At 41.7% G+C, this 21,107-nt stretch carries 20 protein-coding genes; 14 read left to right on the top strand and 6 right to left on the bottom strand.

What is annotated here, in order from left to right:
• Positions 1-156: 156 nt before the first annotated feature.
• The 9 genes from SY85_RS11335 to SY85_RS11295 all read left to right on the top strand — a co-directional run bounded on the left by SY85_RS11335 (position 157) and on the right by SY85_RS11295 (position 11,054).
• Positions 157-3,270 (top strand): WD40/YVTN/BNR-like repeat-containing protein, encoded by a 3,114-nt coding sequence (locus tag SY85_RS11335; RefSeq protein ID WP_066404552.1) that lies wholly within the window; start codon positions 157-159, stop codon positions 3,268-3,270.
• A 161-nt stretch (positions 3,271-3,431) separates the two neighbouring features.
• Positions 3,432-3,950, top strand: coding sequence for a hypothetical protein (locus SY85_RS11330; RefSeq protein WP_066404550.1), 519 nt, complete (start codon positions 3,432-3,434; stop codon positions 3,948-3,950).
• A gap of 188 nt (positions 3,951-4,138) precedes the next feature.
• Complete coding sequence (locus SY85_RS11325; protein ID WP_066404549.1) at positions 4,139-4,834, top strand: LytR/AlgR family response regulator transcription factor; 696 nt, start codon at positions 4,139-4,141, stop codon at positions 4,832-4,834.
• A gap of 240 nt (positions 4,835-5,074) precedes the next feature.
• On the top strand, positions 5,075-5,263 hold the full coding sequence (locus tag SY85_RS11320; protein ID WP_066404547.1) for a hypothetical protein: 189 nt from the start codon (positions 5,075-5,077) through the stop codon (positions 5,261-5,263).
• Positions 5,264-5,303: 40 nt separating this feature from the next.
• The gene (locus SY85_RS11315) at positions 5,304-7,490 is read left to right on the top strand and encodes a response regulator (RefSeq protein ID WP_066404545.1); all 2,187 of its coding nucleotides are present in this window, start codon (positions 5,304-5,306) and stop codon (positions 7,488-7,490) included.
• Positions 7,491-8,111: 621 nt separating this feature from the next.
• Positions 8,112-9,212: a nickel-binding protein gene (locus SY85_RS11310; RefSeq protein ID WP_066404543.1), complete on the top strand. Its 1,101-nt coding sequence runs from the start codon at positions 8,112-8,114 to the stop codon at positions 9,210-9,212.
• 147 nt (positions 9,213-9,359) lie between these two features.
• Positions 9,360-9,752: a DUF4242 domain-containing protein gene (locus SY85_RS11305; protein ID WP_226999068.1), complete on the top strand. Its 393-nt coding sequence runs from the start codon at positions 9,360-9,362 to the stop codon at positions 9,750-9,752.
• Between the two features lie 74 nt (positions 9,753-9,826).
• The gene (locus SY85_RS11300) at positions 9,827-10,468 is read left to right on the top strand and encodes a hypothetical protein (protein ID WP_082886380.1); all 642 of its coding nucleotides are present in this window, start codon (positions 9,827-9,829) and stop codon (positions 10,466-10,468) included.
• A gap of 298 nt (positions 10,469-10,766) precedes the next feature.
• Positions 10,767-11,054 (top strand): hypothetical protein, encoded by a 288-nt coding sequence (locus SY85_RS11295; protein WP_066404541.1) that lies wholly within the window; start codon positions 10,767-10,769, stop codon positions 11,052-11,054.
• A gap of 94 nt (positions 11,055-11,148) precedes the next feature.
• On the opposite strand, the gene trmD is transcribed toward SY85_RS11295, so the two are convergent.
• Together trmD and SY85_RS11285 are read right to left on the bottom strand one after the other, a co-directional pair.
• A complete protein-coding gene (gene trmD / locus SY85_RS11290) occupies positions 11,149-11,829 on the bottom strand; it encodes a tRNA (guanosine(37)-N1)-methyltransferase TrmD (RefSeq protein WP_066404539.1) in 681 nt (226 codons plus the stop codon).
• 731 nt (positions 11,830-12,560) lie between these two features.
• The gene (locus tag SY85_RS11285) at positions 12,561-12,998 is read right to left on the bottom strand and encodes an RNA-binding S4 domain-containing protein (RefSeq protein WP_066404537.1); all 438 of its coding nucleotides are present in this window, start codon (positions 12,996-12,998) and stop codon (positions 12,561-12,563) included.
• A gap of 124 nt (positions 12,999-13,122) precedes the next feature.
• On the opposite strand from SY85_RS11285, the gene SY85_RS11280 reads away from it, so the two are divergent.
• Together SY85_RS11280 and SY85_RS11275 are read left to right on the top strand one after the other, a co-directional pair.
• Entirely contained in the window at positions 13,123-14,193 is a 1,071-nt protein-coding gene (locus SY85_RS11280) for an endonuclease/exonuclease/phosphatase family protein (RefSeq protein ID WP_082886379.1), read from the top strand.
• 52 nt (positions 14,194-14,245) lie between these two features.
• The gene (locus tag SY85_RS11275; RefSeq protein ID WP_066404535.1) at positions 14,246-14,614 is read left to right on the top strand and encodes a hypothetical protein; all 369 of its coding nucleotides are present in this window, start codon (positions 14,246-14,248) and stop codon (positions 14,612-14,614) included.
• Positions 14,615-14,888: 274 nt separating this feature from the next.
• On the opposite strand, the gene SY85_RS11270 is transcribed toward SY85_RS11275, so the two are convergent.
• Complete coding sequence (locus SY85_RS11270) at positions 14,889-16,250, bottom strand: dipeptidase (RefSeq protein ID WP_066404533.1); 1,362 nt, start codon at positions 16,248-16,250, stop codon at positions 14,889-14,891.
• Between the two features lie 388 nt (positions 16,251-16,638).
• Between SY85_RS11270 and SY85_RS11265 the strand changes: the two genes are divergently transcribed.
• Positions 16,639-17,190, top strand: coding sequence for a DUF4833 domain-containing protein (locus SY85_RS11265; RefSeq protein WP_066404530.1), 552 nt, complete (start codon positions 16,639-16,641; stop codon positions 17,188-17,190).
• Positions 17,191-17,226: 36 nt separating this feature from the next.
• Here SY85_RS11265 and dinB read toward each other — a convergent pair whose 3' ends face one another.
• The gene (gene dinB / locus SY85_RS11260) at positions 17,227-18,402 is read right to left on the bottom strand and encodes a DNA polymerase IV (RefSeq protein ID WP_066404528.1); all 1,176 of its coding nucleotides are present in this window, start codon (positions 18,400-18,402) and stop codon (positions 17,227-17,229) included.
• 62 nt (positions 18,403-18,464) lie between these two features.
• Between dinB and SY85_RS11255 the strand changes: the two genes are divergently transcribed.
• Positions 18,465-19,043, top strand: a complete 579-nt coding sequence (locus SY85_RS11255) for a Crp/Fnr family transcriptional regulator (protein ID WP_066404525.1) — start codon at positions 18,465-18,467, stop codon at positions 19,041-19,043.
• 63 nt (positions 19,044-19,106) lie between these two features.
• On the top strand, positions 19,107-19,748 hold the full coding sequence (locus SY85_RS11250) for a DinB family protein (RefSeq protein ID WP_066404523.1): 642 nt from the start codon (positions 19,107-19,109) through the stop codon (positions 19,746-19,748).
• Here the strand turns inward: SY85_RS11250 and rimM are convergent, their stop codons facing one another.
• Together rimM and rpsP are read right to left on the bottom strand one after the other, a co-directional pair.
• Positions 19,749-20,267, bottom strand: a complete 519-nt coding sequence (gene rimM / locus SY85_RS11245) for a ribosome maturation factor RimM (RefSeq protein WP_066404521.1) — start codon at positions 20,265-20,267, stop codon at positions 19,749-19,751. It lies immediately after the preceding gene.
• A 270-nt stretch (positions 20,268-20,537) separates the two neighbouring features.
• Complete coding sequence (gene rpsP, locus SY85_RS26255; RefSeq protein ID WP_066404516.1) at positions 20,538-20,990, bottom strand: 30S ribosomal protein S16; 453 nt, start codon at positions 20,988-20,990, stop codon at positions 20,538-20,540.
• Positions 20,991-21,107: the final 117 nt, after the last annotated feature.

Below are 21,107 nucleotides of genomic sequence, written 5' to 3'. Positions count from 1 at the left end.
GAACATAGTGGTGAAATGTGTCGCTAGCAAATAATAGCAGTGCCTCTAAGCCAATTTTTAATGCGCTAGTAAGGTGAAAGATTATGGTGAAGATCATATTCAATTTTTTTATGCTAGTGAGTGGCTGTAAATTTCATCTTTATTCAACACCTTACTATGCAAAGACTTTTATTGCTCTGTACCTTATTCTTAGGAACACAAGTGCATGCACAAAAAAAAGCTGCTGCTGCTACGTCTACTAACGATGTTTTTCTTTCAAAAGTAAAGTATCGTTTGATCGGCCCATGGCGGGGCGGCCGTAGCGGGGCTGTAGCTGGTAGCTACAAGAACAGAAACACGTTTTATTTTGGCGCCACGGGAGGTGGTGTCTGGAAAACCACTGATGGCGGTTCTAACTGGAAAAACATTTCAGATAAATACTTTGGCGGCACTATTGGTGCAGTAGCCGTAGCCCCTTCTGATGAAAATATTATTTATGTAGGAGAGGGCGAAAACACCTTACGCGGTAACGTTAGCGAAGGCTTAGGTGGTGTATGGCGTAGCGATGACGGCGGCCGTACGTGGCGCAATATTGGGCTTCAGGATGGGCGTCATATTATTCGCCTGATCATTCATCCACGCGATCCTAACACAGCTTGGGCAGCAGTAGTGGGCCATTTATTTGGACCTAACGAAACGCGTGGTGTCTATAAAACCACGGATGGTGGAAAAACCTGGCGCAAGACCTTATATGTAAATAATCAAACTGGTGCTTCTGACCTGGTAATGGAACCAGGTAATCCTCAAACGCTTTATGCTGGTACCTGGCGCGTACTACGCACACCCTATTCTATGGAGAGCGGTGGTGAAGGAAGTGGTATTTGGAAAAGTACCGATGGTGGGGAAACCTGGGCCAACATATCCACAAAAAAAGGATTTCCAAAGGGTACCTGGGGGATTGTAGGTGTGGCAGTGGCGCCCTCTAATCCTGATAAAGTGTATGCGCTGGTAGAGAATGCCAACGGTGGCATGTTTATGAGTAGTGATGCAGGCGATACCTGGACATTGACCAGCAATGATAACAATATTCGTCAGCGTGCCTGGTACTATACCAAGGTGTTTGTAGATTCTAAAAACGAGAACCTGGTATATGCGCCTAACGTTAATTTCATGCGCAGCCGCGATGGTGGTAAAACTTTTCAAAGTGTACGTACACCACATGGCGATCACCACGATTTGTGGATAGATCCAGAGGATGGCAATCGTATGATTGTAGCGGATGACGGAGGTGCGCAAATCTCTTTCAATGGCGGCGATACCTGGAGTACGTATATGAATCAGCCAACGGCTCAAATCTATCGTCTCTCTACCGATAATTCTTTCCCATACCGCGTTTTAGGTGCCCAGCAAGACAATTCTACTTTGCGTATTAAGAGTCGTACAGCAGGAGCAGCTATCACTGATCGTGATTGGGATGAAACAGCAGGAGCTGAGAGTGGCTATGTAGTAGCCGATCCACTGAACCCCGATGTTGTTTATGGTGGCAACTATGGCGGTTATTTATCCCGGCTAGATCATAAAACAGGAGAGAATCGTACTATTTCTGTATGGCCTGATAATCCAATGGGTGCAGGTGCTGATGTTTTGAAATATCGATTCCAGTGGAACTTCCCTATCTTCTTTTCTCCACACAATCCTAAGCGCTTGTATACGGCAGGTAACCACTTGTTTGTAACAGAGAACGAAGGACAAAGCTGGGAGGAGATCTCTCCAGACCTTACCACTAATGATAAAAGCAAGCAGGGCCCGAGTGGTGGTCCGATTACGAAAGACAATACTTCTGTTGAATACTATTCTACCATTTTTACTGCTGCTGAATCACCATTGGAAAAAGACCTGTTATGGACAGGTAGTGATGATGGATTGATCTATGTAAGTAGGGATGGGGGCAAGAACTGGGAAAATGTAACACCAAAGAATGCGCCCAAGTGGATCATGTGGAATGCAGTAGAGGCGGATCCTTTTAAAAAGGGAACGGCCTATTTTGCTGGTACACGTTATAAGAGCGATGACTTTGCTCCTTATATCTATAAAACGGAAGATTATGGTAAGAGCTGGAAGTTAATTACGAATGGTATTGATAAAATGCACTTTACCCGTGTGGTACGTGCCGATCAGAAGCGTCCGGGTTTATTATATGCTGGTACAGAATATGGCATGTATATATCTTATGATGATGGAGCTAACTGGCGTCCCTTCCAATTAAACCTGCCAGTAGTGCCTATCACAGACCTGCTGATCAAAAACAACGACCTGATCGTAGCTACGCAAGGCCGCTCTATCTACATCATGGATGATTTAACGGTAGTGCAGCAAATGGGAGAGGAGATCAAAAACAAGAACCTGCATGTATTTGATGTAAATCCTTCTTACCGGATGCAGGTAAGTCCGTTTGCGTCAAACTTTGGTACACCCGTGAACGCAGGTGCTAACCCACCTGCTGGCGCTGTGATCAACTACTATGTAAAAGAAATGGGCGATTCAGCAAAAGCTGCTATCACCATATTGGATAAGGATAAGAAAACAATCCGTACCTATTCTACTGATGCAAAAGAGCCTGTTGATAAACTGGATGTATCAAAAGGCATGAACCAGTTTGCCTGGAACTTGCAGTACCCTGCGGCCGATCGTATAGAAGGAATGATCTTATGGAATGGAGTGCCAGGTACTATAACAGCGCCACCGGGTAACTATTTTGCAAGAGTGAAAGTGGGTACAGATTCTACGGAAGTTCCTTTTACCGTACAGGCGGATCCGAATTATAAGATCACCCAAGCGGAATATGAGGACCAGTTCCGCTTTCTGACAACGGCTAAGGATAAGTTTAACGAAACGCAAAAAGCAATTAAGGACATACGCTCGTTGCGCACACAGATCAACAGTTTTATTGGTCTGCAAGGAAAGAATGTTCCTAAAGAGGTGAAGACCATGGGCGATAGCATTAATAAGCAATTGACGGCTATTGAAGAAACCTTGTATCAGACCAAGGCAAAGAGTGGTCAGGATGTGCTGAACTATCCTATTAAGCTCAATGATAAATTATCGGGCGTATATGGCGCTGCTAATAGCGGCAACTTTGCACCAAGCAAACAAGTACGTCAAGTGTATTCCGAGCTGGCTACTCAAATTGACGCACAGTTAAGCAAGCTGAAAACCATAAAAGAAAAAGATGTACCTGCATTTAATGAGTTGATCCGCCAGAAGACGTTGCCTATTATTGGTACAAATTAATAAGTTGTACATTCTATTGAAAAGCAGGACATAGTTCCTGCTTTTTCTGTTTATACGACATATATGTTTATTCATGTGGCTATTTATCCGGCTCGTACTTAAAAGTTGACGGTGGGGAAGGCTAACGGCTAACTTGCATACATAACCAAAAAACTTTTGCAATGAAAAACAGAATTGTTCTTAGTGCACTTACGCTGTTGGCGGCGGTAAGTTTAGTTTCATGTGGTGAGGATAAAAAAGCGCCTGCCACTGAAACAACCGTAACTGCCACTGCAACAGAAACGCCTGCTTCCTCCAAAACAGTTGCCAGCAGTGGCGTTCATCCAACAGAGCAAAAGCTGTATGATTTTTCAAGTGTATACATTGATAAAATAGAAGCTGCTATTGCAGAACCCGATGATGATAAAGCTATTGCTCGCTTGAACGCCATTAATACAGAAATGAAAGTTCAGGCAGAAGCTTTAAAACCTGAATTTCAAAGCTGGATGGGTTCTTTGACAAAAGAAGAAGAGAAGGCCTTAGGTGAACGTATCATGCAACAGCCGGCTACGGCAAAAGCTTTTCAAATGATGGGAGATGCTAAGCTGGTTAGGCGTTTGGAAAAGAATCCAAAATTCCGTGCGGCATTTGAGAAGGCGAACTCAGGGCCAACTGAAGTTTGGCAGCCAAATGAAAAATAGTTCCAGGAAAAGATTTTAATGACAAGGTCTAAAAAGAAGTAAAACATAAAAATCCTGCAATGCTGCAGGATTTTTTTATGGGTTATAGTCTATATTTATAGCTTTTATGGTGCGACTTTCATTACTAACTGCTTCATTTTAAGGAAGGTTTTTTGCGCCAACACCTTATTTTTGCTCAACCCTTGATCATGAAGTGTTTAATAGTAGACGATAATAAGATGGCCCGGATGGCCATGAAGCAATTGGTTAGCCAGGTTAAGAATTTGGAACTTGTTAATGAGTGTGCCACCGCTATGGAAGCTTACAACACTATCAACAAAGAGCCTGTAGACTTGCTGTTATTAGATATTGAAATGCCTGAGATGACAGGCCTGGAACTGATTAAGAATCTCGGCAATAAACGCCCCCTCATCATATTTACCACCGCCAAGAAGGACTATGCTGTAGAGGCATTCGAGTTAAACGTTATTGATTACCTGATCAAACCGGTAGCCCCTGCCCGCTTTCTTCAAGCTATTGACAGGGCAAGTGAGGCCTTGGAAAGTAACAAGGCGGAAGTAAAAGTAGGTGAGCAGGAATTTGTATTTGTAAAAGACAATGGAATCCTGAAGCGGATCAATGTTGATGATATTCTGTACTTGGAAGCTATGGGTGATTATGTAAAAGTGCATACCCCCCAGAAATTTCATGTATTGCATGCTACGTTGAAATCGATAGAGGAAAAGCTCCCTTCTTCTAAATTTCTCCGGGTGCACCGTAGCTATATAGTCTCTCTTAATAAAATTGACTACATACAGGAAGGTATGATTGCTATTGGCAAGGCCAACGTTCCAGTAGCGGATACTTACCGTACGGCATTGAACAAGCGGCTGAACCTGCTGTAAGCGGCCATCCTTTCTATTTACCCGTTCGCCGACGCTTTGACTTGGCTTGTCTAATAAGGGTTTTCTCTTGTTGGATGTGGGCTACCTTTATCCTGTTTATTAGTCCTAGTCCTATAATGCTCTCAATCCGGACCCGCTTGTAACATTACGTGTGCGGTTTTGTAAGAAAGGCAGCCCCTAAATGGTAATTGATCAGTAAAAGGGTTGATTTGGCAGGTAGTAAGCTGTTCATCTTCTTTTATGGCCAACAAGTTCACCATAGCATTCCTATTCTGCATTCTGGGCTTTATAGCTTCAGAATATTTCCTGCTGCAGGAGCTATTTGCGGACAAGCGTTTACCAATTATTGCCGGTACAATTGTTGGTATCATTGGCAGCGTTATTCTATTTCTGTTGCTCTACAGAAAGCTTCTTAAAATAACAGGTTAGTATTTTTCAATAGTGGTTTTTTGTATTTTAGTTTTTCTTCATGCGGAAGGGGCAACTGAAATATATCGTATTATGGTTTTTCCTAACTGGGGTGGCATTGATCGTTTTCATACAATTCATCACAGGGGAAAATATTAACAGGCTCATGCAGGGTAATAAAAGCCTGCTAAATGAAGTGGCTGTTCAAAATCACCTGCGTCAACTGGAATCAGATGTTTTGTCTGTAGAAAGTGATATGCGGGGCAGTGTTATCACTGGTGATTCTGCACTTTTTGATGAAGTGCAAGTCAAGATTCTGCAGATTAAGCGCGAACTGATCTACCTAGAGCATGAACTAAGGAATAATGTTGGAGCGAATGAACTGAATCGGCTACGCGAGCTGGTAAGTTCCAAACTCGCCTTTACAGAGCAGGTACTGTCTGCATACCGCGCCAATGGTAAAGTAGCTGGCGAGGCGGTTGTAAATACCGGCCAAGGTAAAAGGCTTCGTGATAGTATCAGTCTTTTAATTAGCCAGCTAGATACCAACAGGCAAATGGCGTTGCGCCGTATTATTAATACCAACCAGGATAATGGAACGCGTGCACTGATATTGGCATTTGTATTAGCCGGCCTGGCCTGTACTATTTGTATTTCAGCCTTCTTTTATATTGTTAATAAGGGCCGCCAGCAGCAGCGCATCATTGCTGCATTGAACGACTCGGAAAAAAAGAACAAAGAAGCGGCTAAGATCAAGGAGCAGTTTTTGGCCAATATGAGTCATGAGATCCGCACGCCCATGAACGCTATATTAGGTTTTACCAGTTTGCTGAAGAAAACAGACCTTGACTCTCAGCAGATTCAATACATTGAATACATCTACTCCTCCGGCGAAAACCTGCTTACTATTATCAATGACATCCTGGACTTGTCGAAAATTGAAGCGGGCATGATGAGTATAGAAGAAACCCCCTTTAGTTTAAATGGGTTGGTAAGCTCTGTTGAGGTGATGTTTAAGGAGAAGGCGCGAGCAAAAGGATTGCAGTTTGATGTGACATTACACGAAGGCATACATGATACATTGAGTGGTGATGCAGTACGCTTAACACAGATCCTCATTAACCTTTTAAGTAACGCTATTAAGTTTACAGATAAGGGTTATGTGCGCATGGATGTACAAGCTGTAAAGCAGACCGACGAAGAAGTGGAGCTGCAATTCAGTATAAAAGATTCGGGGGTAGGTATAGCTTCTGAAAACCGACGTGCCATTTTCGATCGTTTCCAGCAAGCAGATGCTGAAACATCGCGTCGCTTTGGTGGAACTGGCCTGGGTTTATCTATTGTAAAGCAGTTGGTAGATCTGCAAGGCGGTATCATACAAGTAAATAGCGAACTGAATAAAGGCTCTGAGTTTATAGTACGTCTTTCGTATAAACCGACTTCAGATAGTGATCACTTCATTCAGATAGGGCACGAAGATGAAAAGCCTGCTATTGATAACCTGCGTGTACTGGTGGCAGAAGATAATCAAATGAATCAGCAGTTGGTTCGTCACCTCATGAACCAATGGAAAATTGACTATGTGCTAGCCAGTAATGGACGTGAAGCCATAGATATCATAAAACGCGATGAAGTGTCGCTGGTATTAATGGATATACAGATGCCGGAAATGGATGGTTACACTGCTACACAGATCATACGGTCTGAGCTAAACAAAGATGTGCCCATTGTAGCCATGACGGCCCATGCTATGCCGGGTGAAAAAGAACGCTGTTTAAGCTATGGCATGAATGATTATATATCTAAGCCGGTAAAAGAAAATGAACTCTATTCCATTTTAAAACATTATGCTTTGCAGCCGAAAAAGCAGCCAGTTCAAGCTAATACATCTGCTGAAGCCTTTACGCTAATTGATCTCACCTATTTAAGAGATCTATCTATGGGTGATACTTCTTTTGAGGAAGAGATCATTAAACAATTTATCATTCAAGTGCCTCAAGAGTTGGATGAGCTGCACCAAGCTATGCAAGAGGGCAACCAGCAGAAAATGAAAAGTATAGCGCATGGTATGAAAAGCTCTGTTGCTTATGTAGGGTTGAAAGATGTTTTGCATCCACACCTGCATCGTATTGAAACGGCATCTTTGGATGAGGATGCTACTGTTCTATACCAGGATGATTATCAGTATATCAAGACTATTTGTGAAAAAGCAATCTTGGAAGCACAGGCTTGGTTGACCAAAAAATAAGTGGTTCGCCTTAGTTTAGAATAATTTTATCACTTTCGCCGACAAAATCACCCAGTTCGACGATTGAAGAGTGTTGTAAATAAAAATAGATCGTAATTTTACATCATCTTACAACCCACTAATAAAGAGATTTATATCAATCGATATATAAACTAGGTTTCGTATGGTTAAGGGTGAAGCCCTGTCAGTCCTGGCGGGGCACTTTTTTTCCTACTAAAATTATCCAATGTATTGCCTTTCTTGCCATAACTGTGAGAGGCAATGTCCTAATGAAAAGCCGTTCGTTTCTACGAAGGGCTTTTTTTTATTTCGCAGATAGGGGAGTGCTCTTGTTTAGATCATTTGTGATTCTTCCAGGCTTACCTCTTTTGATCTCAGTTGGTTAATAAAGCTCTCTTTGTTCTGGTATCTTTTTTTAAACATTTTCAGTCTCTCACTACGTTCTATCCTTGGCGTAATACATTAATAAGCAGTTGCAGCAAAAGCGGTTTTCTAGGAGTAAAGCTGAACCATTTGGTCGTTTTTTCAGGCATTTATAATCAGCTGTGCCATAGTAATTAAACGCTGTTTTCTTATGAATTGACTTTGGAAAATAGTAAATTCAGTATCAAACTAGCGGTTATGCCTATATATATGGATGTCCATATAGTTCCGGGTGTAAAAGCACGGGATGTAGCGGAGGCGCATAGTATGGATCTATTGATTCAGAATGATCATGCCTGTAAATGCATGACCTACTGGATTGATGAAGCAAGAGAGACGATTTTTTGTCTTATTGAAGCGCCACACAAAGAAGCCGTAATAGCCATGCATGACAAGTCGCATGGGTTAGTTCCCCACAAAATCATAGAAGTTGATAGTACAGTGGTTGAATCCTTTTTAGGGAGAATATATGATCCTGAAGATGCCAAGGCAGGTGATGATGGATTGAAAGTTTTCAGTGATCCTTCTTATCGAATACTCGTTGTAACGGTAATAACCGATCCTGTTTTGTTACAATATAAACTAGGGAAAGAAAAAGCGAATGAGCTGCTACGTCAGCATAATCAAGTTATTAGGAAGAACCTTGACCTATATGGTGGCCGGGAGGTAGAACAGGAGGGACACGGATTTATTATTTCATTTACTTCTGCGGCAAAGGCAGTTGCCTGTGCGCTGGCCATTCAGAAAGAAGTGTCTGCAGAAGAGGCAGATATCCTGGGATTTAAAATCAGTATTAACTCTGGTGAACCAATTGAAACAAGTAATAAGATTTTTGGTGACACGGTACAGTTGGCGCAGCATATGTGCGCACATGCAAACTGCTTACAGGTGGCCTTAGCTTCATCCGTGAAAGCACTTGTAGCAAAAGATTATTTTCAAAACTCAGTCAATAACTTTTTGACATTGACACCTCAGGATGAAGAGGTGCTAAAATTATTGTTTGATAAGCTAGAAGCACATTGGCAAGACTCTGAATTTGATGTAGATGATTATTGTTTGGCAATGGCTATGAGTAAATCGCAATTGTACCGTAAAACCATTGCTCTCACTGGCTTATCGCCGAACTTATTAATAAAAGAGTTCCGGTTAGAGAAGGCTAAGGAACTCATGAAAAAACAGTATTACAATATATCGCAGGTAACCTTTGATGCCGGGTTTACCAGTCCTTCTTACTTCACAAAATGTTTCAAAAAGAAATACGGCTTACTGCCGGTGAATTATGTAGAGATGTTGCATTGATCTTTCGCTTTCTCTCCTGGATCAATTTTGCTATTGATTGAATGATTTGTTGCAGTTTGTTTACCATTCTATGAATGATTTGTTATAGGGTGCCGGGTGGTTTGCGTTCTACTTTTGGGTTGATTATTCACCTTTAAATGAAACGTTATGAAACCAATTACCAGCCGATTTACTTTTCTCTTTGTCGTTCTACTTTTTTCCGGATTTGCCACTCGTGCACAAACCGCATACACACCAACTACCAAACCAACAACCACTACTGCTGAAATGAAAACCTATATCATTGAGCGTGAAGTACCAGGAGCCGGAAAATTGTCACCTGAGCAGCTAAAGTCCGTTTCGCAAACATCCTGTAAAGTACTTAAGGAAATGGGCCCCCAGATTGAATGGATTCACAGTTATGTGACTGGCGATAAAATCTTTTGTATTTACAAAGCCGAAAATGAAGAGCTTATTCGTGAGCATGCTAAAAAGGCAGGTATTCCTGTTAATACTATTACTCAAATCTCAACAGTCATCAGTCCCGCTACCGCACAGTAACTTATATAGTTGCCTGCCAACTGTTATTGTTCTCTAAATCAATGTTGCCTTTTTAACCAAAAAACGAAACCAAAATGAAACGTTTAGTAAACAGCGCCTGGCGTTGTGACAGGACATCTATTTCTTTTCTTAATAACTATTTGATCGTTCGCAGCTTGGTAACCATATTTTGTTCCTTAGCCATTGTTATTGTTTTATCCACAGGGTGCACAAAGGAAGCTGTTAAGAGCTCTTTAGATGAAGAGCAAAATAAGAATGGTCTTCTTTCAGAGGCTGGGAGAAATATAGTGTCAGATTATAGTGGGCTTTCCTCCCAAACAACATGGGAGCTACAACAGGCCCGAGCTGCAACGGCAAGATACCGGAATATTGAAAATGCTATTAAGGATGGCTATTCTAACATTAATGTGGTAGTGGAAAATATGGGGCACCACTATATGAAATCAGAATACGTTGATGGAGCCTTTGATCCCAGAAAGCCAGAGATACTTGTTTATGATCCAGATGAGGAAGGAAACTTTGAACTGGTAGCTGTAGAATATGCCGTGCCGCTTAATCTGCCAAGGCCTGAAGGGTTTACGGGTTCAGCCGATGTATGGGATGGAAACGCCGGTTTTCAGTTATGGCTATTGCATGCCTGGGTTTGGGCTTATAATCCCAATGGTGTTTTCAATCCTTTAAATCCCAATGTGCATTTACATGATGAACACAACTAACGCCTATTCGCGATAGACTTTGAATATTCTTCAATAGTTGAGAGGTTAAAAAGCACAGGTGTTGTATATGATACAACACCTGTGCTTTTTAGTAGTTAATATTTTTTGCCTTATACAATTGTGTATCAAATAGGGCGGCACTATACGCTTCTTGCGCTATTAAATACTTTGATTAAAGACGGCACTTTTCTACCTTTATGCTTTCCCTCACTACGAACAAACCAAGGTTCATTTCCCACCCTTTTAGAGAATTCTTTCTTACTAATTCGTCTATTTCTTAACCATTAAAACTAATAGCATGTTTGTTATTGCGCACCATTTTATTCAGCAACCAGAAGAATTCTGGGCAGCAGCCCAGCAAGGTTCAGCTTCATTGCCATCTCATCTCAAAATCCATTCTGTATTTCCTTCCAGAGATATGAGAACGGGTACTTGTGTTTGGGAAGCAGCTTCCGTAAACGATGTACAATCTTATTTAGACGAGAAAATGAGTAGCATGGCTAAAAATGTTTGCTATGAAGTAAACGACACTATGGCCTTAGGTCTGCCTCAAAAAACAATGGAGGCTGCAGCTACTGCCGGATAGGAAGTTGCTCATCAAGTAATTTGAAACAGGTCATAGTTTATGGCCTGTTCTTTTTTAGTTCAGAAGAAGGAGTCGCTTTCAGTGATCGTCATTCTTATTCTTCTCCTAACAAATCGGGGCGACGTTGCTCTGTACGTTGAACTGCCTGTTCATAGCGCCAGGCTTCTACTTTTTTAGGGTCGCCGCTTAATAAAATATCAGGTACTTTCCAGCCTCTAAAGTCGACTGGTCTTGTATAAACTGGTGGGGCTAATAAATTATCTTGAAAAGAGTCAGTTAGCGCTGATGTTTCATCATTCAGCACACCGGGTAGTAGACGGCCTATGGCATCTACTAAAACCGCAGCAGCCAATTCACCACCGCTGAGTACATAGTCGCCAATAGAAATTTCTTTAGTTACATAATGATCGCGAATACGTTGGTCAATGCCCTTGTAGTGCCCGCAGATAAAGATCAAGTTGCCTTTTAAAGAAAGCTGGTTGGCTATCTTTTGATTCAAGGTTTCGCCATCTGGTGTCAGGTAAATGATCTCGTCGTAAGTGCGGTCCTTTTGTAAAGAATCTATGGCGTTCGATAAGGGCTCGCACATCATCACCATACCGGCGCCACCACCATATTGATAATCGTCTATCTGCCCGTATTCATTTACAGCCCATTGGCGTAGGTTATGGGTATGTACTTCCAGTAATCCTTTATCCTGAGCCCTTTTTATGATTGAATGAGATAAAGGGCTTTCCAATAATTGCGGCAACACGGTAATGATATCAATACGCATGTGGCAAAGATAGTCGGAACCGGGATTGGGGGAGATTTAGGGATTAGGGAGAAGTTTGTTTCGCACAGAGAAAAGGAGAAGGATCTCAGTATTTCAGAATTTCAGGTTACAGGTTTCTGGTTACAACTTTCCTTTTCAACCGGCTTGCCAACCAGATCGCTTCTAGCTGTTACCCTAAACGCGTTTCAGCATCCGCTCTCCCCTTAACACAAAGCTTAAACTTCAAAGGAACCCTGCTACCAAAGCCTGCTATCTTTCTTTCCTCCCAATCCTCTTTAATCCTAACCATCCCAGTTCTTAATCCTCTGTTCCTTCATGGTAACTTCATAGCAAAGCCATAGTAACCTAATAGTAACTTCATAGTAGCCTGTAGGTTCTCCCGTACCTTACCCGTACCTCGGCCCTTCCCTCACCCGTATCTCTGGCAGGCAGAAGCAATAAAAACCAGTAAAGAAATAGTAAAGAAAAGTGTAATAAGAAGAGCCGAAATAGCCCTGTAGGTGTAGACCCTAAAGATACAAATCCCTTCCCTGTAGAGCAAGTTCTTTCCTTGTACCTTGAACATTGATCGTTGAACATTGAACATTGAGTATTGAAAATTGAGCATTGAACATTCGATCATTCAATATTCATCATTCCTTGTTCATTATTCCCTCCCTTTTCAACTTATCAACTTGTTAACCTGTCAACCCAAATCCGCCATCAGCCATTTCCTACTAATCCTAAGAATCCTAGTTCTCTCTTCCTTCATCCTTCCTTGTTCCTTGTTCATCATTCCCTTCCTCTTCGCCCAAAAAATCATCCAATTCTCTACGCTGCTTCTTAGTAGGGCGACCAATTTTACTTTGGCGTTTACCAGTATGGAATGAAGCTGCCTGGAATTGCAGGCGATCCAGTTCTTCTTGTGGCGTAATGTCTAAATAGTATTTAATGGCTTCAGAATAAGCCATCCGGTTATGTAATAGATCTGTGACTTTAATCACCCATTTCTTGGCTTCTGTCTTTACTTCATATTCGTCGCCAATGTTGACGTTTTTACTGGCTTTAACAGCTGTGCCTAATTGTTTCACCTTGCCAGTGTCGCAGGCGGCCGCGGCCATGCTGCGTGTCTTAAAAAGGCGGATAGCCCAGAGGTATTTATCTAAACGCAGTTTTTCTTTTTCACTCATACTGTACGCTTATTCAACTAAGTGTATACTATTTCAGTGCCGGTTTAATGGCGTTGCAAATGTACAACTCTCCGTTACGGTATTTTATATACCAAAAGCTGGCGTTATTTTTTTGTAGAGGCATATGATGATACTATTACTGGGCTTGTTAACCCTGGTCTTTACACTGATGACATTTTTGCCACTTGTCAAAAATGATTATTGGACATTTCGAATACTTGAATATCCCAGGGTGCAAAAGCTGATCATTGGTACTGTATTACTATTGGGTTGTATCACAACAAAAGGTTGGCTAGGTGAATGGTTTTGGTGGTTATTCGTAGCAAATGCTATTTGTATTGCATACTTGATTGGAAAAATCTTCCCCTATACATCCCTATCTCCGAAAGAGATGAAGCGGGTGCGGGCGGCCAATGCCCAAAATGAGTTAAAGATCTTTACTTGTAATGTACTGCAGGACAATCAACAATTTAAACGCTTGTTGCAGCAAATTAGTTTTACGGATCCGGATGTCGTCTTTTTGGTAGAAACGGATAGCGCTTGGGAGACTGCAATGCAGGTGTTAAAAAATAACTATCCCTATTCATTAAAGAGGCCTTTATCTAATACCTATGGTCTGCTGTTTTACAGCCGACTGCCATTGAGAAATGGAGTAATTCGTTTTTTGGCGGAAGATGATATTCCTTCTGTAAAAACAATAGTGGTCTTACCATCGGGGGTAGAAGTGCAGTTGTATGGCTTACATCCCAAACCGCCTGTGCCTAAGGAATCACTTACGTCTACGGCCAAGGACAAAGAGTTGATGAAAGTGGCTTTTGAAGTTGAAAAGCAACAAAAGCCCTGTGTAGTAATGGGCGATCTGAATGATGTAGCCTGGAGTTATGTGACAGAGTTGTTTCGTAAAGTAAGTGGACTGATAGACCCTCGTCGTGGAAGGGGCTTTTATAGTACGTTTTCAGCAAACCATTGGTGGATGCGCTTTCCATTGGACTATATCTTTTGCTCATCACATTTTGGCTTGGTTTCCATGAAGCGAATGCCTTATAATGGGTCTGATCATTTCGCTATGTTCATTCACTTGCAATACCATCCAAAGCTCAAAACAGTGCAAGAGGAGCCAGAGGCTGATGCCAAAGAAAGAGCGGACGCTGCTGAAAAAGCGACAGCGCCTGCTCCTAATATTGAAGGAATATAGTATATGATTTTTCTTGCGGAGGAGTATAGTATCTTAGAGAAAAGAACTGCTTATGAAAAGGCTTTTGATTGTGGCTTTTGTGCTCACGGTCACTAATCTGTCCGCCCAGGAATTTCAACTTGATATCAATAAATTGATTGAAAGGTCTAAGTTTTCTACAATAAAAAAAGATACATCAAAGCCTACTCTCCGTCACCCTTTTGCGTTTGATTTGAAATTGTTAGCACCAAAGTCCTTTAATAGGGAGCCGGGTATATACACGTTACCACAAGATGGCATGCCTTGTATTATTCCTGATACTCAAAGTATAGCTGCCATACCTAATGCAACAAAAAATAGTCAAGTGCCGCCTGCAAATCGCATACCTAATGCTGCGTCAGAACAACGCTTGCTACCGAAACCTAAAGAGTGGAGCAGGTGAAGAAAGCGTGAAACGTCAAACGTGAGACGTGAGGCCCCTCCCTGCCTCCCCGAAGGGGAGGAGCGCTAACGCACAACGCCAGAAAATCAAACATTCTATATAATAAAAAGCACTCCGATTAAGGAGTGCTTTTCTATTTTACTTCTTATTTTTTGTACCCCATTCACTCTGTGATCCTCTGTGTTTTCAGTGCCTCTGTGGTTCAAATCTTCTCTGCGTTCTCTGCGTCTCTGCGCGAAACCATCCAGCGCGAAGCACTCCTTTGGGAGGCCGCTTATTCCGCAAAATACTTGTGGAAATAAGGAATGGTTTCAATGCCTTTATAGTAATTCTCTATATGGAACTTTTCGTTAGGAGAATGCAGGTTGTCGCTATCCAAGCCAAAGCCCATAAAGACAATCTTTACACCTAGCTCTTTTTCAAGAATAGTACAGATAGGAATAGAACCACCACCACGAACAGGAATAGGCTCTTTGCCAAACGTTTCTTTTATAGCTTTAGCGGCGGCCTGGTAACCTTTGCTGTCGATCGGAGTCATATAGGGCTCACCACCGTGCAGGTTAAACGCATTTACCGTTACGCTTTTTGGAGCTATGCTTCTGAAATAGTTTAATAGCTTTTCGGTGATCTTTTCAGACGACTGGTTAGGTACCAAACGAGCGGAGATCTTAGCCGATGCCTTTGATGGTAATACCGTTTTAGCACCTTCCTGAATATAGCCACCCCAGATACCGTTTACTTCCAGTGTAGGACGAATACCTGTGCGTTCGTTAGTGGTATAACCTTTTTCTCCCCACAACTCCTGTACACCTAAATCGTCTTCGTATTCCTTTTCATCATACGGTGCTTTTGCCATCAGGGCTCTTTCTTCTGGTGTAGCTACCACTACATCGTCATAAAAGCCAGGGATGGTAATGTGGTTGTTTTCATCATGACAAGACGCAATCATTTTGGCCAGTATGGTTGCCGGGTTCGCTACTGCGCCACCATAAGTACCACTATGAAGATCGCGGTTAGGGCCGGTAACTTCTACCTGTATGTAGGCTAATCCTCTAACGCCTATATCAAGTGAAGGGTTTTCCATGCTGATCATAGCAGAATCAGAGATCAGGATAACGTCAGCCTTTAAAAGTGCTTTATGGGCTTTTACAAATTCCTCCAGGTTTGGAGAGCCAACTTCTTCTTCGCCCTCAATTAGAAACTTCACGTTAGTGGTTAATGAATTGGTTTTTACCATTGTTTCAAATGCCTTTACGTGCATATAAAACTGGCCTTTATCATCAGCACTTCCACGCGCATATACTTTACCATCTTTAATTACAGGATCAAAGGGGCCGCTATGCCAAAGCTCTAGTGGGTCTGGCGGCTGCACATCATAGTGGCCATAAACCAGCACCGTTGGCTTGGAAGGATCAATGATTTTTTCTCCATAAACAACCGGGTGTCCTGCTGTGTCCATTACTTCTGCTTTGTCAACACCGGCATCCTGTAAACGTTGACGAACTAAATCAGCACAGGTGCGCATATCGGCAGCATGTTCGCTTTTAGCTGACACAGATGGTATGCGCAACAATTCTAGCATTTCATTCAGAAACCGGTCTTTATTCTGTTCCTGGTATTCTTTCCAAGCTTGCATAACGTTGATTTAATGATTTTAAAGAGAGCTAAAGGTAAGGAGGAATAGAGCAATTTGTAATATAGATAGAGGCAGGCTTTTTGTAGCGAATTGGAGCTTTCTGAGAAAGTATAAATTGTAACGCTTTTTAAATTTGAAATAATATTGCTTACTAATGGCAGTTTTTCTATTTACCTGCTATCAAGCCCTATTTTCTTATTTTATGCGGCATTTGGAAAATTCCGTTGCCTTAGTTCTTTCCTGGAATGTTAAGGAATACTAATTTTCAAAAAAGTTAAGAGATCGAATAGGGGTAATGTGCCATCTAATTGTTATATTATGAAAGCAGAATTCATTTTGCGCTTACAATAGGGTAAAACACTTTTTTATTACAACAAAACCTGATCGTATGCTTGTTTTTAAAGTTATTTCTATGTTGATGATGCCATGTCAGCTACTGCTGTCATCTTTGACGTTTCAGGTACATACCACATTTAAAGCAGCCCATGAGAATTTGCCTGATAGAAATGCAAATCTGTTCATTATTAAACGTAATACAGATAATAATCTGGTAGTGTATGATGCTAAAGTGCTGCCTGATAAAACGCTTGATCCGCAAAACCCTGTAGAAGTATATTGGATTAGGAATACAGAGGGTGGTATAAAGAAGGAGTTGAGTTATATGCAACGGACAATGGCATATGGTTTAAGTCTTAAGAAGGTGGATAATGCTTATGAGGGTAAAATTGCAGCGTACGATAAAAGGCCTATTAAGATTACACAAACACCTAGTGGAATGCCAATAGCGTATATTATTATTAATGGCAAATGGCAACAACTACAACAGGTATACCTCCATATTGCTGATGCAAAAGCATTGGTGCCTAAAATTACCTATATACAATTGTTTGGTAAAGATGTACAAACAGGTAATAGTGTAAGTGAAAAAATAATACTATAAGTTTAATGCGGCGATCTCATTTTAATGAACAGGGATCTAATCTTTTTTACCAGGGTTCTGGTTAGCATTGGTGCCTGCTTTCGTAATGATGGCAGCTCCAAATTGAGTCTTTAGTTGGTCAACGGCTTTGTATAATTCCAGTTTTTCTTCCGCATTATCAAAGAGATTCATTTGGATGGTCATTGGTATTAAATGACTGAAGCGTACACCTAGTAGGCGTATTTTTTCTCCTTTTTTATAGAGCTTGGCAAACAGGTCCTTTACCTTGGCAAAGAGCACATCGTCTAAAGCGGTATAGTTGATCACCTCTTGCTTGGATACAGTGGTGAAGTCTGCATATCGCAGTTTTACAGTTACACATCCTGTGAGGCGCTCCTCTTGGCGAAGGTCATAAGCTGTCTCTTCGGTAAGCTTTAATAGCGCTGTATGAAGAAATGGAAGGTCGTTGCTGTCTTCATGAAACGTGTTTTCATGCGATAGTGACTTTTGTTCGCTATAGGATTCAACTGGATTGTCATCAATGCCATTTGCCTTTTCCCATAAGCGTTTGCCCCATTTGCCAAACTGTTGTTCAAGCTGAAGAATAGGTGTTTCGGCAAGTTGCTTGATGGTACGGATGCCCAATTCCTTTAATTGCTGCTCCGTTTGTTTTCCTACCATTGGGATCTTATCCACGGTCATTGGCCAAAGAAAAGCGGTTTCCTTGCCGGTTGGTATTTCCAGGAACCCGTTAGGCTTGGCTTCATTGGTGGCCATTTTGCTTACAAGTTTTGAGCTAGATAGGCCGTATGATATAGGAAGGCCTGTTTCTCTGATCACTTTTTCACGCAACTCCTTGGTGTATTGACTCACACCAAAGAACTTATCCATGCCCGTCATATCGCAATAAAATTCATCAATAGATGCTTTTTCAAATTGAGGTACCGAGTCGGCTATGATTTGCGTTACCATCCGGGAGTAGTGACTGTAATCAGCATAGCTACCTTTTAAGAAAATGGCATTGGGACAAAGTTGTTTAGCGCGCATAGCGGGCATGGCGCTTTGGATTCCATATTTGCGGGCCTCGTAACTACAAGCCGCTACAATGCCTCGCTGACCGTCGCCCCCTACAATAAGGGGTTTGCCTTTAAGTTCAGGCTTCTTAAGCAATTCCACGGATACAAAGAAAGCATCAAGATCAAAGTGGGCAATATAACGTTGTTGCTGCGACACTTTTCAAAATTAGCCGGCAGACAAACAGTGAACAACTAACTTTAATCAATAATTCGTTACAATTGCCCACATCACAGCTCAAAACATTTGTAGATGCCATTCATCCTTTGAAGGAGAAGGAGTGGGCTGCCTTTGAAGCCATTTGGCAGCCAATTACATACAAGCGAAAAACGCTGTTGACAACGGCAGGGGAAACCGAACGGTATCTCTATTTTGTATTGGAAGGTGTGCAGCGCGGATATAGCGTTACCGCTAGTGAGGAAGAAGCAACCATTGTTTTTACCTACCCTTATTCATTTTCCGGCGTGGCAGATGCTTTTTTAACACAAACGCCTTCAGCTTATTTCCTGGAAACATTAACGGGCAGTAGCTTTTTGCGTACTACATACCAGCAATTAGATGAGCTGATGAGTCAATACCCTGCTATTCAGACCATGATCTTGAAAGCTACATCCTGGGCATTTAAAGGTGTGCTGGAACGTAATGTTGAGTTGCAGGTGTTGTCGGCAGAAGAGAAGTTTCGGAAGTTGTTGACACGTAGCCCGCAGGTGTTAAATCTTATTCCTCATAAATATCTGGCGTCCTACCTGGGTATGGACGCTACAACGTTTAGTAAGCTGTTGAGCACAGTACGGATCTAAGCGCTCAGATGTAGGCAAAGATTTTGCATAAACCACAGTATCGCTTGAATAAAATTTTGGATTATGGCTAAGTTTAAAACAGAAGACCTTATTGCAGAGCTGAAAGAAGATGTGCAACATATTTTAGAGGCTGCCGAGCATATCAGAACATCAGATAAGAATAAGCTGGTTTATCAAATAGATAAAGAGAAGTGGAGTGTAGTGCAGATTCTGGAACACATGAATGCTTATGGAAGGTATTATCTACCTGCTATAGCAAAAGCCTTAGAGGAGGATAAATCGCCACGTAATGCATGGTTTGAGAGTGGCTTTTGGGGTAATTATTTTACAAAGACAATGAAGCCAAGCAATGTACGAGTAATAAAGAACAAGATGAAGGCTATGAAGGCTTATTGTTTCCCTAATAGTCTGAATGTAGAACAAGTAACAAATGAGTTCATTCAGCAACAGCAAATATTATTAGGTCTGTTAGATAGAGCAAAAGATAAAAATCTGAATGCTAAACGAATTCCTATAACTGTAACCAGTTTGATCAAACTGAAATTAGGAGATGTCTTTCGTTTCCTGGTTGCGCATGAACAGCGCCATATGATACAAGCTCGTAATACACTGAAAGCTGTTGGTGTAACTACAGACAGATTCCCGGTTATATTGACAACCTCCGAGAGTTCCACGGCTAAAAAAGCGTATGGAGCAGCCATCTGATTAGCTTAAATAAATGTCAAGCAGGCCTTCAGGTAATTCTACAATTACCTGTTGTTTCTTCTTGTCTATTTTCAAGATGGTGTCTTCGTGTAAGGGAATGAGGGCTTCTTTGCCGTTGATGTCTATGCGGCAAAGAAGTTGGTGTGGTTGTTCAATCACTTCCAGGATTTTTCCTAACTCTTTATCATCTTCTATGATCATATAACCAAGAAGGTTTATAGGGGATGATTTGGAGGAAAACTTTTTAAAGTCGGCTTCTGGCAGCCATACCTCTTTTTGTGTAAGCTTTACGGCCGCTTCGCGTATATTAACACCCTCTAGCTTTATGTAGAGTTCATCTTCACTTTTAATACGTGCTACCTCAATAAAATAGGGGATAAAGCTGCTTTTACGTTCCTCAATAAAAAAGGCCTGCAATCCCTTCAGGGATGTCTTTTTGCCTAAGTTATGCTTAAGCACCAGCTCGCCTTTTAAGCCAAATACACTTACCAGTTTTCCTATTTTAAAGTATTCTGTCATGATGGTGGCAAAGGTAAGGAAGGCCACCTGTCCCCCGAAGGGGGAACTTAGGTGGGATGCACTTTTCTTACTCAATCTTTCTTTAGTGAAAACTCACAGCAAGAAGGCCTCCCATTGGGAGGCCTTCTTGCTTATACTCTTAGGTATAAATGATTGGTTCTATAAAGAGGAGAGAAAATATCTAAGTCCCCCCTTCGCGGGACAGGTGGCCTCAGTCAAAAAAAGGCGACCCTTATGGACCGCCTTAACTTTTTCCAGTTTTTGGGTGAATTAACCTTCAGAACCTGAACCTTCACTTTGAGCCGGACGTCTATCACGACGTTGGTAAGGTGGGTTTCTTTGGGCTCTTCTTTGCCTCATAGATTCTTCTTGCTTCTTTCTGATCTGAGCTTCATGATCGCTATGCCATTTCTGGAATTTTTCCATGGCAGCCGCATCATCAAATAAGCCCAGTGAAACTCCGCGAAGCAAGTGCTTCAGATACAATACGCCTTTGTACGATAAAATCTTACGAACAGTGTCCGTAGGCTGGGCACCTTTGTTCAACCACTCTAGTGAGCGCTGGCGATCCAATTGAACCGTAGCAGGCTGTGTTTGAGGATTGTAAGTACCTAACTTTTGAATGAATTTACCATCGCGTGGGCTGCGTGCATCAGCAACAACAATGAAGTAGAATGGTCTCTTCTTAGACCCGTGTCTTTGCAGTCGGATTTTAACTGGCATCTTAAATAGACATTTAAATGCGTGAAAAAATAAAATTTACTAAGGCTTCAAAGGTAGCAATCGAAATTTAAAATCCTAATAAATCGCTTTTCTTTTTTTTGTTAATCCCTCTTTAAA

Origin of the sequence: Flavisolibacter tropicus (genome assembly GCF_001644645.1) — a bacterium.
In the GTDB taxonomy this organism is placed as follows: Bacteria; Bacteroidota; Bacteroidia; order Chitinophagales; family Chitinophagaceae; genus Flavisolibacter; species Flavisolibacter tropicus.
This window is presented reverse-complemented; position numbering and strand designations above follow the sequence as displayed.

What these genes read in the sequence shown, in the direction of transcription:
- SY85_RS11335 (WP_066404552.1), top strand. Translation starts at nt 157, where the DNA reads ATGCAAAGACTTTTATTGCTCTGTACCTTATTCTTAGGAACACAAGTG.
- SY85_RS11330 (WP_066404550.1), top strand. Translation starts at nt 3,432, where the DNA reads ATGAAAAACAGAATTGTTCTTAGTGCACTTACGCTGTTGGCGGCGGTA.
- SY85_RS11325 (WP_066404549.1), top strand. Translation starts at nt 4,139, where the DNA reads ATGAAGTGTTTAATAGTAGACGATAATAAGATGGCCCGGATGGCCATG.
- SY85_RS11320 (WP_066404547.1), top strand. Translation starts at nt 5,075, where the DNA reads ATGGCCAACAAGTTCACCATAGCATTCCTATTCTGCATTCTGGGCTTT.
- SY85_RS11315 (WP_066404545.1), top strand. Translation starts at nt 5,304, where the DNA reads ATGCGGAAGGGGCAACTGAAATATATCGTATTATGGTTTTTCCTAACT.
- SY85_RS11310 (WP_066404543.1), top strand. Translation starts at nt 8,112, where the DNA reads ATGCCTATATATATGGATGTCCATATAGTTCCGGGTGTAAAAGCACGG.
- SY85_RS11305 (WP_226999068.1), top strand. Translation starts at nt 9,360, where the DNA reads ATGAAACCAATTACCAGCCGATTTACTTTTCTCTTTGTCGTTCTACTT.
- SY85_RS11300 (WP_082886380.1), top strand. Translation starts at nt 9,827, where the DNA reads ATGAAACGTTTAGTAAACAGCGCCTGGCGTTGTGACAGGACATCTATT.
- SY85_RS11295 (WP_066404541.1), top strand. Translation starts at nt 10,767, where the DNA reads ATGTTTGTTATTGCGCACCATTTTATTCAGCAACCAGAAGAATTCTGG.
- trmD (WP_066404539.1), bottom strand. Translation starts at nt 11,829, where the DNA reads ATGCGTATTGATATCATTACCGTGTTGCCGCAATTATTGGAAAGCCCT.
- SY85_RS11285 (WP_066404537.1), bottom strand. Translation starts at nt 12,998, where the DNA reads ATGAGTGAAAAAGAAAAACTGCGTTTAGATAAATACCTCTGGGCTATC.
- SY85_RS11280 (WP_082886379.1), top strand. Translation starts at nt 13,123, where the DNA reads ATGATGATACTATTACTGGGCTTGTTAACCCTGGTCTTTACACTGATG.
- SY85_RS11275 (WP_066404535.1), top strand. Translation starts at nt 14,246, where the DNA reads ATGAAAAGGCTTTTGATTGTGGCTTTTGTGCTCACGGTCACTAATCTG.
- SY85_RS11270 (WP_066404533.1), bottom strand. Translation starts at nt 16,250, where the DNA reads ATGCAAGCTTGGAAAGAATACCAGGAACAGAATAAAGACCGGTTTCTG.
- SY85_RS11265 (WP_066404530.1), top strand. Translation starts at nt 16,639, where the DNA reads ATGCTTGTTTTTAAAGTTATTTCTATGTTGATGATGCCATGTCAGCTA.
- SY85_RS11250 (WP_066404523.1), top strand. Translation starts at nt 19,107, where the DNA reads ATGGCTAAGTTTAAAACAGAAGACCTTATTGCAGAGCTGAAAGAAGAT.
- rimM (WP_066404521.1), bottom strand. Translation starts at nt 20,267, where the DNA reads ATGACAGAATACTTTAAAATAGGAAAACTGGTAAGTGTATTTGGCTTA.
- rpsP (WP_066404516.1), bottom strand. Translation starts at nt 20,990, where the DNA reads ATGCCAGTTAAAATCCGACTGCAAAGACACGGGTCTAAGAAGAGACCA.